The sequence below is a fragment of the Caballeronia sp. LZ028 genome (assembly GCF_031451415.1).
GTDB lineage: Bacteria > Pseudomonadota > Gammaproteobacteria > Burkholderiales > Burkholderiaceae > Caballeronia > Caballeronia zhejiangensis.
The window spans coordinates 1842715-1860036 of sequence record NZ_JARUXN010000001.1 but is presented as its reverse complement, the minus strand read 5'-3'; the positions used below and the strand labels follow the sequence as shown (position 1 = coordinate 1860036).

Genomic DNA, 17322 nt, shown 5'->3' with positions numbered 1-17322 from the left:
TGCATCGCTAAATATCGGTTCGCGCGCGCTGATATCGCTTCATGAGCGGCGTCGCGGTGATGCCGTGCACGATGACAGACGCAGCGATCGTCGCGATGACGAGCGGCACGAGCGGCGCGGCCACGTCATGCGGCGCTTGCTCGAGTGCAAAGAGCAAATAATAGAACGAGCCGACGCCGCGTATGCCGAACCAGCTCATGAGACGTCTTTGCGCGCCCGTCGCCTGCGAGCCGATGAGCGACGCCTCGACCGCCGCCGGCCGCAGCACAAGAAAGAGCGCGACGATGAGCGCGCAGGTCCGCCACGAGAGCAGTTCGCGCCACATCGTCGCGAGCACGGCGCCGACCATCAGCATGATCGCCACTTCGGCGATGCGCTCCAGTTCGATCGTGAAGCCGTGCACGCGCTCGGCCATGAAGGCGTGCGCGCGTTCGGGATCGGCTGCGGCGGCGCCGACGTCGTCCGCATCGATCTTGCCGACCGCCTGGCGCGGGGACTTGTCGCCGCTTTCTTTTTGCTCGACGCGGCGCATGGAGAGACCGGCTGCGAAGACCGCGAGAAACGCGTACGTGTGCAGCAATTCGGCGACGCCGTACGACAGCGCGATGAGGCCGAGCGCAAAGAAACCTTCCGGTCCGAGCGCCTGCCCGTGGCGCGTGCGCAGATACGCGACAAGCCGCACCGACAGCGCGCCGAGCAGCCAGCCGCTCACGAGCGCGCCCGCGATGCCCCATATCGCCTGCAATGCGAAGTTCCAGTGCAACGCTTCGCTTGGCGACGCCTCGAAGCGGCACACCGCGATGCCGAGCAGCGCGAAGGGCAGCGCGATGCCATCGTTGAGTCCGCCTTCGCCCGTCAGCGAAAAGCGCAGCAGGTCGACGTCGCCGGGCGTCTCGACCTGAACGTCATGCGCGAGCACGGGATCGGTCGGCGCGAGCATCGCGGCGAGCAGCAGCGACGGCCCCCAACTGAGACCGAGCACATAGACGCCGAACAGCGTGAGCGCGGCGACGGTGAGGATCATGGCGACGAAGCCCAGGCGTACCGGGAGAAGCCAGATGCGATCGGTGGGCGGCACGCGCAGCCGCAGGCCGATCGCGAATAGCGACACGAGCATCGCGACTTCGGTGATGCGCCGGAGGACCGTTGCTTCGGTCGCGAGGTCGAGTGTCAGCAGATTGGCGAGCGCGGGACCCATCGCGAAGCCGATCGCCAGGTAGCACATCGCGGTGCTGACCGGCAGGTGCTTGAACGTCGAACTGGCGAGGCCCATGAAAATGAGCACGCCGCCGACGACGAGAAACCACATCGTCTCGATCATGAATGCCTTCGGACTTCATATGCTGATGGTTGAGCGGACCGCGCCGCGATGCGCGGGACGTTCTGTTCGGACGCAGCACGCGCCGTGCCCGTATCCGAATCACGCGCTTCGGGCAGCGCGCCTGCCTGTTCGCCGACTTGCGCGTAAGATGCATTCGGTTCCCGCATGGGCATTCTTCATCCGCTTCATTCGCACGGTCTTTTGCGTTACGAATGCAAAAAACCAGGGGAGAACGAGCATGTCACAGCACTTCGACGCAGTCGTGATCGGTACGGGGCAGGGCGGTTCGCCGCTTGCCGTGCGGCTCGCGGAAAGCGGCAAGCGCACGGCCATCATCGAGCGGCATCTTTTTGGCGGCACCTGCGTGAACGTCGGTTGCACGCCGACCAAGACTTATGTCGCGAGCGCGCGGGCCGCGCATGTCGCGCGCACGGCGGCGCAGTACGGCGTGATGATCGGCGGCGACATCCGCATCGACATGGCGCGTGTGAAGGCGCGCAAGGACGAGGTGATCGGCGGCTCCCGCACGGGCATCGAGAAATGGCTGCGCGGCACGCACAATCTCACGGTCTTCAAGGGACACGGGCGCTTTACAGGGCCGCGAGCGCTGTCCATCGAGGCGGCCGACGGTTCCACGCAGGAGATCGACGCCGATCTCATCATCATCAACACGGGAACGCGCGCGGTGGTGCCGAAGGTCGATGGGCTCGAACGCGTCCCGTATCTGACCAACTCGACGATTCTCGAACTGACCGAAGTGCCGGAGCATCTGGTGATTGTCGGGGCGAGTTATATCGCGCTCGAATTCGGGCAGATGTTCCGGCGCTTCGGCAGCCGCGTGACCTTGCTCGTGCGCGGCGAGCGGATCCTCACACGCGAGGACGAGGACGTCGCCCGCGCGATGCAGGACGTGTTCGTGCGTGAGGGCATCGACTTTCGCTTCGGCGCGGAGATGTCGCGCGTGGAGCCGATGGCAGGTGGCGTGCGTATCGTCAGTGGCGATGAGGTCATCGATGCATCGCATCTGCTGTTCGCGACGGGCCGCACGCCGAACACCGACGATCTCGGTCTGGAGCATGCGGGCATTGCGGTGAACCGGCACGGCATGATCGATGTCGACGGCCAGTTGCGCACCAAAGTCGATGGCGTGTATGCGCTCGGCGATGTGAACGGGCGCGGCGCGTTCACGCATACGTCGTGGAACGATTACGAGATCATCGCTTCGAATCTGCTCGACGGCGAATCGCGCAGCGTCGATACGCGCATCATGGCTTATGCGGTTTTCGTCGATCCGCCGTTCGCGCGTGTGGGGATGAGCGAGGAAGACGTGCGCAGGGACGGACGCGAGGCGCTTATCGCGACGATGCCGATGTCGCGGGTGGGGCGCGCTCGGGAGCGCGGTGAGACCGATGGCTTCATGAAGGCGCTCGTGGATGCGCGGACGAAGCGCTTCTTAGGGGCGGCGATTTATGGCATCGAAGGGGATGAGGCCATTCATGCCTTCATCGACATCATGAATGCGGATGCGCCCTATACGACGTTGCAGCGGGCGATGCATATTCATCCGACGGTGAGTGAGTTGATTCCTACTTTGCTTGAGGGGTTGACGCCTTTTGAGTGAGTTTTTCTTCGTTTTCGCCGGATCCCGTGTTCGTAGTGGTCTAGTGGCGTTGCCCCTGTCCGGGGCAACGCTAATAAACCGACACGAACGCAGGATTTCAGCGAAGCATGAGCAAGAGACAATAGAAAACGAAGCCCTCAAACCTTCACCGACGGCTCAGCCTCATCCTCCTTCACCGCATTCGCGATACGCGTCTCCGGCATAGCAAGCCACACCATCAACACCGCAAGCGCCCCGGCCCCGGCGAGCCCAAAAAAGCTCATCGCAGTGCCGAAGCGATCCGCGGCAAAACCGGCCGCCGCCGTCGACAGCGTCGCCCCGACGCCCGCAGCCAGCCCAAAAAACCCGATCGTCAGGTTGTAATGCCCGCGCCTGCCGGCGACATCCGCCGCAATCAGCGGAAGCATCACACCGAACACGGCTGCGCTGATGCCATCGAGCATCTGCACCGGCACGAGCAGATACGGGCTGCTCACGCCCGCGAACAGAATCGCGCGTATAGGCAACGCGCAGAACCCGAGAATCAGCACCGGCCGGCGTCCCCACTTCTGCGCCTGCCGTCCGACCCAAGGCGACAACGCCGCGACGATGAACTGCGGCACGATGATGCACGCCGCAATCACGAGTTGAACGTTGTCGCCCATGTGCGCCGTGACTTCGCCCGCGGCGAGATTCAGCATCGCCGCGTTCGACAGGTGAAAGAGCACCACGCACGCCGCGAAAATCAAAAGACGCCTGTCCTTCAGCAACTCGCGCAACGATTCGCGTTCCTCGCCCTCAGGCGTGAGCTTGGGTTTGCCCGGCGGTGCGCGCGGCACGACGGGCGGCGCATCGTAGTGAATCATGCGCAGCGCGACGATCGCCGGCAACGCGAGCGCGGCCGTCAGGAAGAACACCGAGCGCAGCGACAGATACTCGCCGAACGCGCCCATCAACGCCGCTGTCAGCGCACTGCCGATCGACGCCCAGCGCGCATTGCGGCCGAGCCGGTCGCCGAGATCGGCGCGCGAGACGAGGGCGAGCGAGATCGCCGCCATCGCCGGGACGAGCATGCAGCTCGCGAAACCGTGCAGCACTTCGGCCGCAAAAACCGGCACGAACGTCGGGCTCGCAGCGAGCAACAGCGCACTCACGATGATCGCGATGATCGCCGAGAGAGCAGCGAACTTCTTGTTGCGCATCGCATCGACGAGCGCGCCTGCCGGCAACTGGCTCGCCATCGCGCTGATCGTGCCGACGGAAAGCATCAGGCCGATCTCGCCCTGCGTCCACTTGTTGGCCGCAAGATACGAAGCAATGAAAGGGCCGAAGCCGGTCTGCACGTTGGCGACGAAGAAGTTCAGCCAGTCGAGCGCGCGCAGACTGCGTGCAATTACCATGTTGTGATTCTGTTATCGATGTCGTTATCCGCTATCTCGTCAGGCGCGCGCCGGAAGCGGGCGCTTGCGCCGGCGTCGCGCCTGAAGCCGTCGCGCTCGCCGCGCCAGTCGATGTCGCGCTCGCAGCCGTCGCCGGCGCGGGCACCACAGGCGACACGATCTTGATCGGCTGCTCGGGCGAGTAGGTGGGCGCGGCCTTCAGTTGCGCGTCGTTGAAATCCATCTGCAGCAGCCACTGCTTGTTGCGCGAAAACACATGCAGGTCGCCCCAGTTGGCCGCGACATGCCGCTTGTCGCCCGCGAGCGAACTCGATAGATCGAGCACCAGCGCCTGAGGCTGCGCCTGAGCGTCGACGAGCACGTCGACCACGCGTCCGATGCGCGCGCCGCTTCTTTGCGTCACCGTCGAATCGACGAGCTGCATGAAGTTCGCGGGCGCCTCCGCAACGGGCTGCGGCTTCGGCACCGGTTCGGCCGGCTTGCCCTTCGCGGGCGGTGGTGGCGGCACGAAGGTGATCGGCGCGGTCTTCGAATTCGGCGTGAAGCGGAAGGCCGTCCACGGGAAGTTGACCTTGCGGTCGCCGACGCCGAGGAAGCCCGCGAGATTGACCATCAGAAGCTTCGGCTTCGCGGATGCATCGACGTACATGTCCACCGCACGGCCGACGACCTTGCCGTCCGGACGCTGCACTTCGGCGTCGAGCAGGCCGTGCAGCTGATCGTGCTGCATGATGCGCGTCGAGATGATCTGCGGCGGAGGCGGCGGCTCGGGCGGTTCAGGCGGTGGCGTGACGGCCGGCTCCGGCGGCTTCGGCTTGACGATGCGGCGCTTCGGTTTCGGCGCCGGCGCGGGTTTCACGGCAGACGCGGGCTCCGGCGCCTGGACGGCGGGCAAAGGTTCTTCGGGCTCGGCAGAGCCGGCTTCTTCCGGCGCCGGAATATAAGAGTGTTCGACGATCGGCGCGGGCACCTGTTGCTGCATCAGCCCGCATGCGGAGAGCGCGAAGGCGGCGATGACCGGAAGGCTCGCGGTGACGCGCAGCGCGCGCAACGTTCTCGCGATGGCGACGATGAACGCGGCCACGCACGGCGACAGACGTGCGGCTGCATTGAAGACGCGGCCCGCCCGGCATGCGCGCCCAAGCGCGTGAAGGTCTGTCGGCGACGCATCACCCCGATGCGAGATACCGCCTGTCATCGCAAAAGCTCCATGGTTCCGAGTCACCTGCTTGTCTGGTTCGTTGTTGGATCGGTGCTTGTCAGATCGATTCGACGCGCGCGAGGCGTCGTTCGTTCGCGGATTGAATCATGCATGCAAAGTGCATTGTGCCAATCGACGCTTCACGCTTCGGATGGCCGCGCATGGCCGTTCGATGCGTTCGCGAGCCGTGCCGCGGTGTCGGGCGCGCCCATCTTCTCGGCGGCATCGCGTGCGCTGAAGCCGCCGGCATCGCGCGCATCCGGGTTCGCGCCGCGCGCGATCAGCAAGTCGACGATCTCGACGCGATTGAACATCGCCGCGATCATGAGCGCGGTGCGCCCGTCGGGCGATGCGCCTTCCACATCCGCGCCATGTTCGAGCAGCGTTTCGATCACCTCGCGAAAGCCCTTGAACGCGGCGCCCGCAATCGGCGTCTGGCCATTGTCGTTGCGCAGGTTGGCATCGGCGTTGTGCTGAAGCAGGACGCGCACGGCGTCGGCGTGACCGTGATAGCTCGCGAGCATCACGAGGCTGTCGCCCTTGTCGTTGCGCAGATTCGGCGGCAGGCCCTTGGTCAGGAGCGCGTCGAGCATCGCGGCGTCGCCGCGGCGAGCGACATCGAAGACCTCGCTCGCGAACGCGATCATGTCGTCATCGGGGCCATCGCTGGATTGCTTCGTCGGGGGCTCTTTCGGATCGTGCTGCATGGTTCACTCCAATTCGATCGCGCCGCGTGCGCGGGCCAGAGTTTGTCGGGATGCATCGGCGCGCTCGATGTCATGCTGCGCCGGCGGTTTGCACGCGTTCGGAATGCATTCAATCTGGCATTCAGAATGCACGGCGCATGCATGCAAAATGCGAAAGCGGACGCGGGATCAACCGGGAGCATACACAGGTTTGCTTGCAATCCGCGCTTTCCGCGCGCTTCGGGACAGCACGAATCGCGCCATGCCGGTCAGCATTGGCGGCTCGCCGTTATGTCGCTTGACGCGTCTTCGTGCGTCCCATTAGGCTCGTCGCGAATCGACCGTTAAGCGCCCGCACGCGCTCTCGCAATGAATCCGACCCCATCCGCCTCCGGCGATCCGCCGCCTCCCGACATTGCCGTGCGCCGCCGCGCGCCCGCCGCCGAACGTAATCGCGATGCGATTCTATCGGTCCTCACGCGCGTCCTGCCGCAAAGCGGCGTCGTGCTGGAGATCGCAAGCGGCACCGGTCAGCACGCCGTGCACTGCGCGGCTGCACTGCCGGGCCTCGTCTGGCAGCCTAGCGATGCCGATGTCGAAGCACGCGAATCCATCGCCGCATGGCGCGCTCACTCGGGGCTCGCCAACCTGAATGCGCCGCTCGTGCTCGATGTGCGCAACGACGACTGGGGCATCGCGAACGTGGCGGCCATCGTGTGCATCAACATGATCCACATCGCGCCGTGGGAAGCGGCCGAGGCGCTCTTTCGCGGCGCGGGCGCGCGTCTCTATGCGGGGGGCGTACTGTACCTGTACGGGCCGTATCGGCGCAATGGAGCGCATACCGCCCCGAGCAACGAAGCCTTCGATCAGCAACTACGCGCACGCGATCCGCGCTGGGGCGTGCGTGACATGGAAGCAGTCGAGGCGCTTGGCGAGAAGGCCGGCCTCGCGTTCGTCGAGACGGTCGCGATGCCGGCCAATAACTTCAGCGTGGTATTCAAAAAACCCGCGTAACGACGTCCGCGTTCACGCTTCGCCCGGACGCACTGCGAGCATGCCGCGCCAGGACACGGTCGCCATCAGCGAGGCCGCGACGATCATCCCGCCGCCGATCCAGCCCGCCATCGACACACGTTCGCCGAGCCACGCGCTCGCGAAGAGCGCGCCGAACGCGGGCTCGCTGCCCATCAGGAGCGAGACGCGCGTCGGGCTGCTGTGGCCGATTGCGTAGTTCTGCGCGAAGAAGGCGAAAAGGGTGCACGCGCACACGAGATACAGCACCGATCCCCAGAACATGCCGTGACCGGCGAGAGCGGGCAGCGACTGCCATTGCGATGGCGCGAAAACCAACGCGATGACCGCGCTGCCCGATGCGACCACGCCCGCCTGCACCGCCGTCACCGTAAGCGCGGGCAGGGGAGCCGCGCGCAACACGCGCTTCGTCACGCAAACGGACAGCGCGCGCAGCACGGCGGCGGCGAGGATCAGCCCATCGCCGGCATTGAAGTCGAAGGACAGCGCGCCGTCGCTCGCGAGCAGCCACGCGCCCGCGAACGACACGCCGACCGCCAGCCACTCGGCCGCGCCGGGGCGTCGCCTGAGCAGCGCCCATTCGACGAGCGGCGTCAGCACGACGCACAAGCTGATCAGAAACGCGGCGTTCGCGGCGCGCGTATGGAGCACGCCGAACGTCTCAGCTAGAAAAATCGAAAGCAGCAGCAAGCCGAGAACGAGCACGCCGCGAAGGGTCGCCGCGCTCGCGTGCCGCAGATGCCGCAGGGTGACGGCGAGCAGACAGAACGTGATGCCGAAGCGCAGCGCGAGCAGCCCCAGCACCGGATAGAACGCGAGCGCGCTCTTGACGATGCCGTAGCTGCTGCCCCACAACATCGCGACGGCGAAGAGCAGGAGATCGGAAAGAGGATGCAGGCGTCGGACGGTCATGGAGCGGCTCCGTGAGAAAGTAGCCGTCATTGTCGAATGATGCGTTCAGCGCGATAATCGGCTTCAGTCGCATAGCTTTCTTGTCACGAATGCACAAATGAATCCCGCCGATCTTTTCGACCTGATGCCGGACATGGCCGTATTCGCGCGCGTCGTCGATGCGGGCAACTTCTCGGTCGCGGCGCGGCAACTGGGCAGCACGCCGTCGACGGTCAGCCGCCAGATCAAGCGTCTTGAAGAGGCGCTCGCCACGCGGCTGCTCGAGCGCTCGACGCGCAAGATCCGCGTTACCGAGTCGGGGCTTCAGGTGTATCGGCATTGCCGCGACATGGCCGCGGCGGCGTCCGGCGCGGTCGATGCGGCGGGGCAGGTGTCGGGCAAGCCGCAGGGCCGCGTCGCGCTGTCGGCGCCGACGGCTTACGCGAAGTCCGTGATTCATCCGCTCGTGCCGGCGTTTCTCGCGGCGTATCCGGATGTCGATCTTCAGCTCGTCTTCAGCGATCACGATATCGATCCGCTCGACAGCGACGTCGATCTCGTCATCCGCGCGACGAGCCATCCGCCGCAAGGGCTCGCCGCGCGCCCGCTCGGACGCGTGCGCTGGCTGCTGTGCGCGTCGGCGGGCTATCTGCGGGAGCGTGGCGCGCCGGCGCATCCGCGCGAGCTGGCGCTGCACGATTGCATCCATCTGGGCGAAACCGCCGACGACAACCGCTGGCGCTTCAGCAACAACGGCGAAACGGTGACAGTCGCGGTGCGCGGGCGCTATATCGCGAATCACGCGGGCGCGCGGCTGGACGCGGCCGAAGACGGGCTCGGCATCGCGGCGCTGCCGGAATTCGCCGCCCGCGATGCGCTCGCGTCGGGCAGCGTGCAGGGCGTGCTCGCGGACTGGGACATGCAGGCGCGCGCGTATCAGGGACCGGTGTGGCTGCTTTATCCGCCGAATCGCTTTCTGCCGACGAAGGTGCGCGCGTTGATCGATCATCTGCACGCGCATCTCGGGCAGCAAGCGTGAGCGCGAGAATCCGGCGCGCGCCGAAATGAGCGACGCCGTGTAGACTGCGAATGGTCGTTCATTGCGCCGCGCGGCTCGCGGCGTTCAAACCGATCTCCCTTCACCGGAGGCGTCGTACATGCACGCAGCGTTGCCGCAAGGCGAGCAGGAAGCCGGATCAACCGATACACCCGCCAAGCCGCCGCGGGATCTGCGCCGCGTCGACATTCATCCCGATCACTGGTATCCGCTCGCGTGGTCGCGCGAGGTGAAAGCGGGGCGCGCGCACGGCGTGCGTTTCGCGGGCGATCCGATCGTGCTCGTACGCACCGCCTCGGGCAAGGTCTTCGCGCTGGAAGACCGCTGCGCGCATCGGCAGGTGCCGTTGTCGGCGGGTGTCGTCGACGGGGAATCGATCCGTTGCTGCTATCACGGCTGGACCTACGACTGCACCGGCCGCTGCACCGACATCCCTTATCTCGGACGCGAACGCCTGCCCAACGGCGTGCGCGCGTATCCGTGCCGCGAGGCGGGCGGGCTGGTTTTCGTGTTCACGGGCGACCCGGCGCTCGCCGATGCCACCAAGTTTCCCGATCTCGGCTCCGCCACCGATCGCGCATACAAGACGCGCCGCTTCGGCCGCGCGGTGAAGTGCCACTACTCGTTCATGCACGAAAATCTGATGGACATGAACCATCAGTTCCTGCATCGGCGGCAGATGGGCAGCATGCGCGCGCGCTCGCTCGGCAGACGGCGCGGCGAGGACTGGATCGAAGTCGATTACACGTTCGCGCGCGAAGCGGGCAAGCAGCCGATCGGCGAAGCGCTCGTCTTCGGGCAAAAGCGCGGCTCGAAGCCCGACGACGGCCAGAAGGACGTGATGACGATCCGCACCGAGTACCCGTATCAGACGCTCAAGATCCGCACCAAGGACGACACGATGGTGATGGACCTGTGGATCGCCTACGTGCCGCTCGACGCCGAGCAGCGCACGAACCGCACGTTCGGCCTGTTGTCGATTCGCCGCCCGAAAATCCCCGGCCTGCTCGATGCCGCGTGGCCCTTGCTCGTGTGGTTCACCGAGCGCATCTTCAAGGAGGATCGCTGGATCGTCGAGCGCGAGCAGGAGGCGCACGACCGGCAGGGCGCGGACCACAATCACGAGGTGTTCCCGGTCATCGTCGAGCTGCGCGCGCTTTTGATGGAGCGCGGCGTGCCTCACGGCGCAGGCAGGGGCCCGCGGGACGCCCGGCGCGTGCACGTCATCCAGCCGGTGCAGGAACTGCCCGCATCCTGAGGCGTGCGGCGCTGTGCCTCGCTCGCACCCGATTGCACGCTTCGCGCCGCGGCGCTATACAGAGAGCAGAGAGCGGAAACCACACACGGAGGACCATCATCATGAACAGCGACCCGACCAAGCCGCGCGACGACGCATCGGGTATCGGCGAGGCGCATCCGGACGTCGAGCATTTCGATGCGGCCATCTCGCACGTCGACGAGTCCTACGCCGCGGGCAAGATGGCGGCGGGCGCGGCGAAGGGCATTCTGTACAGCATCATCGAGACGCTCGGCACGCTCGTCGGCGATCCCGATCTGCCCTCGCATGCGCGTTCGGGCTACGAAGGCCTGCTTGAAACGGCGCGCGAACTGCGCTCGAAGATCGAGCACTAGCCGACCCGGTCGGGCGACGCAAGCTTGCAGCGCGTTCGCCCGATGTCAATTTCGCGTCTGCGCATCGTCGGGTAACTGTCAGATCTATTCCGATGCAGCGCCGTCGACCGTCGCCTGCACGACGCACGCGAATTTTCCGCGAGCCTGTTCGGGCTATCGCGTTTCCCGTCCCCAAAGAATGGCAGTTGGCTGGTATCTCCGAAAGCGGACAAGCCTTGTCCCGTCAAGCCGCGTCCTTTCTGACTGCGGTCGAATCCCTCGTTATCTCTAGCCGCCGCGCCGTCGATTCGGCCCCGCTCGGACCGTCATCGCGCCACATTGCTGTCAGCTTTCTGTCAGTTTCGTGACCGTTTGCCCAATATCTGCGAACCAGAAAATACTGGTTAACCAGACAGTGAAAAAAAACGACACAAAACCGCGTCTTTCTTTCGGATTCGGACTGTAAGCCATACACTTGCCAGCGATAAAAGTTACGAGTTGAAACATAAGAAGTCGCCACGGCGGCACCGGTTCCAAGACTCGCATGCAAGTAAATTGCCCACCGCTTGAGGAGAAAAAATGAAGGGTTTCACGATGACCAAGGCAGCAATCGTCGCAGCCACGGCGTTCGCCGCCGCGGCACCGGCGTTCGCGCAAAGCAGCGTCACGCTGTACGGTATCGTCGACGATTCGATCGTCTATCAAAGCAGCCAGACCAACCTGGCCAAGACGAATCCGGGCCGCTCGAACATCAAGACCGGATCGGGCATTTGGGCCGGTAGCCGCTTCGGTTTGAAGGGCGCCGAAGATCTGGGCGGCGGCAACAAGGCCATCTTCCAGTTGGAATCGGGCTTCGACATCAACAGCGGACAAGCGCAGTTCACCAACGCGCTGTTCGGCCGCCAGGCATGGGTCGGTCTGACGAACCCGGCATACGGTACGTTGACTGCAGGTCGCCAGTACACCTCGTACTACACGCTGCTCTCGCCGTACAGCCCGACGAACTGGCTGACCGGCTACTTCGGCGCGCACCCGGGCGATCTGGACGGTTTGGACACGATCTACCGCGCGAACAACTCGATCGTCTACACGTCGCCGAAGTTCTACGGCCTGACGGTGAGCGGCTCGTACTCCTTCGCTGGCGTGCCTGACAGCGTGTACCAAGGCTCGACCTGGACGGCTGCGCTGCAGTATCAGCAAGGCCCGATCGGCGGCACGGTGGCGTTCTCGCGCATCAACAACGCGGCGGAAGGCGGCGGCGTCTACAGCAGCAGCTCGACGACGATCAACAGCACGGCAGCGACCGATGGTTCGGGTCAGCCGGGCGTGTCGGCGGTGACGGCTGGCTACCAGCGCGCACAAGCGCAGCAGCGCTTCGCGGTTGCAGGCGGCTACCAGTTCAACAGCGCGTGGGACATCTCGGTCACGTACACGAACGTTCAGTACATTCCGGGCGTGAACTCGCGCTTCACCGACGAAGCCGTGTTCAACACGGCCGGCACGGTGCTGCACTGGAAGGCGACGTCGGCATGGGATTTCGCAGCGGGCTACAGCTACACGTGGGCCAGCAAGGCGAACGGCATCAACGACGCAGCGTCGTACCACCAGTTCAACCTCTCGCAGTACTACTCGCTGTCGAAGCGCACGGGCCTGTACGCACTGGAAGCATTCCAGCGCGCGAACGGCAACACGCTGGCTGTTCCGTCGAACACGTCGACGAACCGTCAGACGGCCGCCAACGCGACAATCGGCGATGGCTTCCAAAGCGCGCCGTCGGCATCGCGCAGCATGTTCGCAGCGGGCGTGGGTATCATCCACCGCTTCTAAGCGATGCTTCGCGGCGTGATGCATTAGGCATTACGCATGTGGCATGCAAAAAACCGGACGCCTCGGCGTCCGGTTTTTTTTGTCCGCGCGCGGCGCATTTCCTCGTGTCAGATGAACATCCCGCCCGATACCTCGACGCGCTGCGCCGTCATCCAGCGATTGCCGTCCGAGAGCATCGCCACGATCGCGCCGCCGATATCGTCCGGCACACCCGCGCGCCCGAGCGCCGTGTTGTCCGCGACGAACCGGTTCGTGTCGTGATCGTCGCGCACGACGCCGCCCCCGAAATCCGTCTCGATCGCGCCCGGCGCGATGGTGTTCACCGTGATGCCGTGCGGCCCGAGTTCCTTCGCGAGATAGCGCGTGAGCACCTCGATCCCGCCTTTCATCACGGCATAGGCCGCGAATCCCGGCAACGCGAAACGCGTGAGTCCGCTCGACACATTGAGAATCGCGCCTTCCTCATGCAGATAGGGCAGGAGCGTCTGCGTCAGAAAGAACGGTCCCTTCAGCTGGATATTGACGAGTTCGTCGAACTGCGCGGGCGTCGTCTCCGCGAAGAGCGCATGAATGCCGATGCCCGCGTTGTTCACGAGAAAGTCGAAGTTCTCGCGCTCGAACGTATCTTCGAGCGTCTTGCACAGCGCGTCGCCGAAAGCGGCAAAGGTGTCGCAATGCGCGACGTCGAGCGGCAGCATGGCCGCCTTGCCGCCGGATTTCGCGACCTCATCGACGAGCGAGCGCGCCGCGTCCGCGTTGCGGTTGTAGGTGCCGATCACGCCGGCGCCTGCCTGCGCGAGCTTCAATGCGGCGTTGCGTCCGAGTCCGCGGCTCGCGCCGGTGATGACCGCGATTTTGCCGCTCATGGTTCCATTCACGGTGACAGCTCCTTCGATTGCGTGGCCGATGGTTCATCGTAGGACGGCGCGACGTGCGCAGAAAGGCGCGTCGATGCTGCAATGCACAGATGGCGGGCGCGGCCTTTGCTGCACCGTCTCGATCAATGTGCAAACCGGAGAACGCACCATGGCCGATCGTGAAAGCAGGGAAATCCCTTCCGAGCCGCCCGCAAGTCTCGAACGCCCGTTCAGGCTCTTTGCGGTGGAGCAGCGCGTGCTCGCGCAGAACGTCGACGGCAAGGTGATCGACATCGGCGGAATGGATTCGAAGAACGGCCAGTTCTGCGCCTGCATGGATTCGGGCGATATCGCCACGGAGCCGAAGCGCAGCGCCGAACTTGCGTTGAAGGCGCTCGTCGGCAAGCTGACGTTCGATTATCTCGACGGGCTGTTCACGAGCGAACGCGCAGCGGAGGTGAGCGGCCGTCTGCAGGATTATCCGAGTGTGGAGTTCGAGTTCGACGAGACCTTGCCGCGCGACATGACCGACCGCACGCCGCCGCATCTTTTCTAATGATCACATGCGCGCGAATGAAAGCGACTTATTGATACGGGTTGCTAAATAATTCCGAGACCATGCCGTCCAGCGTTTGTACGACAAAAGCGCCGCGCCGCGCAGCATTTCCCTCGATGTGCGATGCTAGTCGAGCGGCGACGCCCGGGGCTTGCCGCGCTCAATCGCGGGGTGAATCATGAAAAGAACGCCTTTCGCCACGGTCATCGTCCTTGCGGCGGCGACGCTCGCCGCACCAGCTTTCGCACGCGACGACGGTCCGCGCTTCGCGCAGGACCGGCTCGATGCGCTCGTCGCGCAACACGAGGAAGCGAGCCGGCACATCGCTCAGCCATCCGCACCGGCTGAGCACGCGCAGTCGAACACGCCGCACCACGGCGCTTCGTGATCTGACGTTGCTCGGGGCCTGACGAAGGCGTCGGGTCGCCACGTCGTTGATGAGACGGCGCGCAACGCGCCGGATGGGATCGTTCGTGTCCAAAGGTATGAAATTTGCGGACGCCGCCCGGGTGTTCCGCGGCTGCGTGCCGACGATCCTCCTCATCACCCTCATATAAAGCCATGACAAGGAAAGCCGTATCGATCGCAATTCTCTCCGTCGCCTTTCTCGCAGCGGGATGCGCTGGCATCGGCCCGGGTCGCCTGAAGGCCGATCAGGTCGATTACGCCCGGGCGCTCGGCGATGCGAAGAAGCGTGAAATTCTTGCCGCGATTGTCGGCTTGCGCTTCGCCGATGCGCCGTCGTTTCTCACGGTGAGCAGCATCATCGCCGCGTACACGTTCGATACGACGGGCGGCGTCGTGCTCAACGCCGGCTCCGGCGCGCAGCCGAACTACGCGCAGGCAACGGGCAGCGTCTCCTACTCGAATCATCCGACTTTCACGTTCACGCCGACCACGGGCGACGCCTACGCCAGCGCGTATATCCGGCCGCTTTCGCCGACACTCGTCTTGCCGCTCGCCGAAAGCGGCATTCCGATCGATCTGCTGTTGCGCATCACCGCGCAGTCGATCAGTGGCTTGCAGAACGGCACGGCGTTGGGCGGGCCGAACGCATCTGGATCGCCCGAGTTCTTCCTGCTTCTGCAGGCGCTTCGCAGGCTGCAGCTAGCGGGCGAATTGAACATCGAGACGCGCAACGCGGATGACGACAAGAGCGGCAAGCCCGACAAGGCCGCGAAGGGCAACAGCGCCGACAAGGGCGGCGTATTCATCACGCTCGGCGCGACGCGCAGCGGTTCGAACAAGGCTGTCGTCGACGATCTCACGCTCGTCAGAAAACTGCTGCACCTCTCGCCAAAGATGAAGACTTACGAAATCGTCTATGGGCAGTCGTCGGACCACAACCGCATCCCGATGGTCACGCGCTCGGTGCTCGGCATCCTCACCGATCTCGGCGCGCAGATCGCCGTTCCTGACGAGCAGGTGGGCAGCGGCGCGACCAAGCCGGGCATCGGGTTGATCGGCGGAGAAACGCGGCCGACGATCATCGTGAAAGTTGGCGAGAAGGCGCCGCAGGATGCGTACGTGAGCGTGCTCTACGACAAGGCCAACTACTGGATCGATCGCAGCGACTTCGATTCGAAATACGCGTTCACGGTCGTGCAGAATCTGATGGCGCTTGCGGAAGTCACGGACACGGCGAAGTCGCCGGTCGTGACTATTCCGGCGAACTGACATCGAGCGTCTGAGCAGGCAAGGTCGGTAGCGATAATGCAAAGTGCAAAACGCCATCATGCATGATGTATTTCGCACGCAAAACGCTTAGGGCGACATCGATACCATGTCGCCCTTTGCATTGCTGCTTATGCGATGCGTCTGTCGACGCTATCTGAACTTACTGGCCGAAGTAGGTACCGAGCGCCCGCGGCTGAACGCCGGTGATGCGGCCGGATTGCGACGAACCATTGGCGACCGAACCGTAGGCGCTCGATTGGGGTGTCACTTGCGCAAGCTGCTTCGAGCTCACGCGGGCTTGCGCTGCCTGGATGTTCGACGGATAAGACGGGTCGCTGATGTTCGGGTTGTAGCCTGCCTTTTCGAGTTGGACCAGTTCGGCGCGTACCTGAGCGCGGCTCAGCGGCGCATCCGATTGCTGCGCGAACGACAGAGCGGGAACGGCGAGGGCAGCGGCGACGGCGACTGCGGAAATGAACGTCTTCATGATGACTACCTCCGATTCGGATTTCTGATCGTGCTGCCCGTTTCGTCTTAAGCAGCTTGTGAACGGAGTGTAAAGACGCGCTTGCCGAAGATCATTCTCGTTTCCGTTGAATGATCTTTGTCGATATCGGAATAATTGCGCGAGTCTTCATTGCATTGCGCGAAACTGACCGCGCGATGACGGTGACGGCTGGCTTGGTCGACGGTCTTTTCGCTCCACTGCATCGTTGGCGCCACCACGCGCCGATCGATCCTTACCAGTTCCGTAAAGATGCTTCTTCGTCACGACGAATGATTGCTTGCAGCTGTGCACTCACACTCTGCGTCGTCCATTCGGCATGGCTCGAACCGCGAGTCGGCCGATTTATCGAAAACGGGGAGAGCCGGATCATGAAATCGTGGGTCAACGCAGTCGTCGCAGTCCTGGTGATGTCCGCACCGCTCGCATCGTTCGCCCAGTTCAGCGCGGCAGTGGGCCGTGCAGAACTTAGTGGTGAACTCGTTCAACTTCAGAAGGCAGGTTATTCGCCGGTCGCGGAAGACGCGTCGTACCCGGCGAAACTGCAGGCGGCCGAAATGCGCGTCGGCGATATGCGTGCGGCGCAGGCGCGGGCAGAAGGATACGGATCTTCGACGGGTGCGGCGGCGCAATCGGGCCGTGCGAGCATGCGGGTCGATACGCAAGGCGTGTTCTTCGGGCAGTGAGCGTCAGGAAGCGGCGGTAAGCCCCCGCGACGCGAGCGGTTCTGGTCGATTGCATATAAAACTCGAAATGCGTTTTTCGGCACGATTTGCGTGAACGTGAAGCGACCTCCGCCACCGAATCACCGGTGGTTTTGCCCAGTCCGGTTTTCGGCTGGGCTTTTTTGCATGCGGATGACTTCATTGGGTCAAACTCGGTTCCGGGTTAACGCGACGCTATCTATATCGACATAGTTGCATGCAAAATTAATCAACCGGACGGTCGGTTAATGGATATACTCGCTCCATCGCATCTCAAAAAGACGGCGGAGCCCCGCATGTACACGCAATCCCTCGACCTCCCCAGCGCGACGTCCGCAGCCGAAAGCCACGAAGCCGCAGCCTCCGCCGCCCAAACCCGCTTCGACGCGGTGAT

17 protein-coding genes are annotated in these 17322 nt (G+C 64.2%); 10 read left to right on the top strand and 7 right to left on the bottom strand.

What is annotated here, in order from left to right:
- Positions 1-7: 7 nt before the first annotated feature.
- Complete coding sequence (locus tag QCE58_RS08810) at positions 8-1321, bottom strand: sodium:proton antiporter (protein ID WP_034473451.1); 1314 nt, start codon at positions 1319-1321, stop codon at positions 8-10.
- A gap of 238 nt (positions 1322-1559) precedes the next feature.
- On the opposite strand from QCE58_RS08810, the gene QCE58_RS08805 reads away from it, so the two are divergent.
- Positions 1560-2942: an FAD-containing oxidoreductase gene (locus QCE58_RS08805; RefSeq protein WP_250460675.1), complete on the top strand. Its 1383-nt coding sequence runs from the start codon at positions 1560-1562 to the stop codon at positions 2940-2942.
- Between the two features lie 137 nt (positions 2943-3079).
- On the opposite strand, the gene QCE58_RS08800 is transcribed toward QCE58_RS08805, so the two are convergent.
- The 3 genes from QCE58_RS08800 to QCE58_RS08790 form a co-directional block, all read right to left on the bottom strand.
- Complete coding sequence (locus QCE58_RS08800) at positions 3080-4321, bottom strand: MFS transporter (protein WP_250521138.1); 1242 nt, start codon at positions 4319-4321, stop codon at positions 3080-3082.
- Between the two features lie 31 nt (positions 4322-4352).
- The gene (locus QCE58_RS08795; protein WP_250521137.1) at positions 4353-5519 is read right to left on the bottom strand and encodes a hypothetical protein; all 1167 of its coding nucleotides are present in this window, start codon (positions 5517-5519) and stop codon (positions 4353-4355) included.
- A 143-nt stretch (positions 5520-5662) separates the two neighbouring features.
- Positions 5663-6229 carry an ankyrin repeat domain-containing protein gene (locus tag QCE58_RS08790; protein ID WP_008349512.1) on the bottom strand — a complete coding sequence of 189 codons (567 nt, stop codon included), beginning with the start codon at positions 6227-6229 and terminating at the stop codon, positions 5663-5665.
- 348 nt (positions 6230-6577) lie between these two features.
- Between QCE58_RS08790 and QCE58_RS08785 the strand changes: the two genes are divergently transcribed.
- The gene (locus QCE58_RS08785; protein WP_250521136.1) at positions 6578-7225 is read left to right on the top strand and encodes a DUF938 domain-containing protein; all 648 of its coding nucleotides are present in this window, start codon (positions 6578-6580) and stop codon (positions 7223-7225) included.
- 12 nt (positions 7226-7237) lie between these two features.
- Here QCE58_RS08785 and QCE58_RS08780 read toward each other — a convergent pair whose 3' ends face one another.
- Positions 7238-8155: a DMT family transporter gene (locus QCE58_RS08780; RefSeq protein ID WP_250521135.1), complete on the bottom strand. Its 918-nt coding sequence runs from the start codon at positions 8153-8155 to the stop codon at positions 7238-7240.
- Between the two features lie 97 nt (positions 8156-8252).
- Here QCE58_RS08780 and QCE58_RS08775 point away from each other — a divergent pair, with 97 nt between their 5' ends.
- The 4 genes from QCE58_RS08775 (at position 8253) to QCE58_RS08760 (ending at position 12629) form a co-directional block, all read left to right on the top strand.
- Entirely contained in the window at positions 8253-9173 is a 921-nt protein-coding gene (locus QCE58_RS08775) for a LysR family transcriptional regulator (RefSeq protein WP_250521134.1), read from the top strand.
- A gap of 118 nt (positions 9174-9291) precedes the next feature.
- Complete coding sequence (locus QCE58_RS08770; protein WP_175983243.1) at positions 9292-10449, top strand: aromatic ring-hydroxylating dioxygenase subunit alpha; 1158 nt, start codon at positions 9292-9294, stop codon at positions 10447-10449.
- A gap of 101 nt (positions 10450-10550) precedes the next feature.
- On the top strand, positions 10551-10823 hold the full coding sequence (locus tag QCE58_RS08765; RefSeq protein ID WP_008349524.1) for a hypothetical protein: 273 nt from the start codon (positions 10551-10553) through the stop codon (positions 10821-10823).
- A gap of 558 nt (positions 10824-11381) precedes the next feature.
- Entirely contained in the window at positions 11382-12629 is a 1248-nt protein-coding gene (locus QCE58_RS08760; RefSeq protein ID WP_244807382.1) for a porin, read from the top strand.
- A 107-nt stretch (positions 12630-12736) separates the two neighbouring features.
- Here QCE58_RS08760 and QCE58_RS08755 read toward each other — a convergent pair whose 3' ends face one another.
- Complete coding sequence (locus QCE58_RS08755) at positions 12737-13495, bottom strand: SDR family NAD(P)-dependent oxidoreductase (protein WP_008349527.1); 759 nt, start codon at positions 13493-13495, stop codon at positions 12737-12739.
- Positions 13496-13655: 160 nt separating this feature from the next.
- On the opposite strand from QCE58_RS08755, the gene QCE58_RS08750 reads away from it, so the two are divergent.
- From QCE58_RS08750 to QCE58_RS08740, 3 genes are all read left to right on the top strand, one after another.
- On the top strand, positions 13656-14042 hold the full coding sequence (locus tag QCE58_RS08750; RefSeq protein WP_250521133.1) for a hypothetical protein: 387 nt from the start codon (positions 13656-13658) through the stop codon (positions 14040-14042).
- A 178-nt stretch (positions 14043-14220) separates the two neighbouring features.
- Positions 14221-14430 (top strand): hypothetical protein, encoded by a 210-nt coding sequence (locus QCE58_RS08745; RefSeq protein ID WP_008349530.1) that lies wholly within the window; start codon positions 14221-14223, stop codon positions 14428-14430.
- Between the two features lie 173 nt (positions 14431-14603).
- Complete coding sequence (locus tag QCE58_RS08740) at positions 14604-15719, top strand: hypothetical protein (RefSeq protein ID WP_008349533.1); 1116 nt, start codon at positions 14604-14606, stop codon at positions 15717-15719.
- A gap of 160 nt (positions 15720-15879) precedes the next feature.
- Here QCE58_RS08740 and QCE58_RS08735 read toward each other — a convergent pair whose 3' ends face one another.
- Entirely contained in the window at positions 15880-16206 is a 327-nt protein-coding gene (locus QCE58_RS08735; RefSeq protein WP_250521132.1) for a DUF4148 domain-containing protein, read from the bottom strand.
- Positions 16207-16316: 110 nt separating this feature from the next.
- Between QCE58_RS08735 and QCE58_RS08730 the strand changes: the two genes are divergently transcribed.
- Positions 16317-16910, top strand: coding sequence for a DUF4148 domain-containing protein (locus QCE58_RS08730; RefSeq protein WP_250521131.1), 594 nt, complete (start codon positions 16317-16319; stop codon positions 16908-16910).
- Positions 16911-17322: the final 412 nt, after the last annotated feature.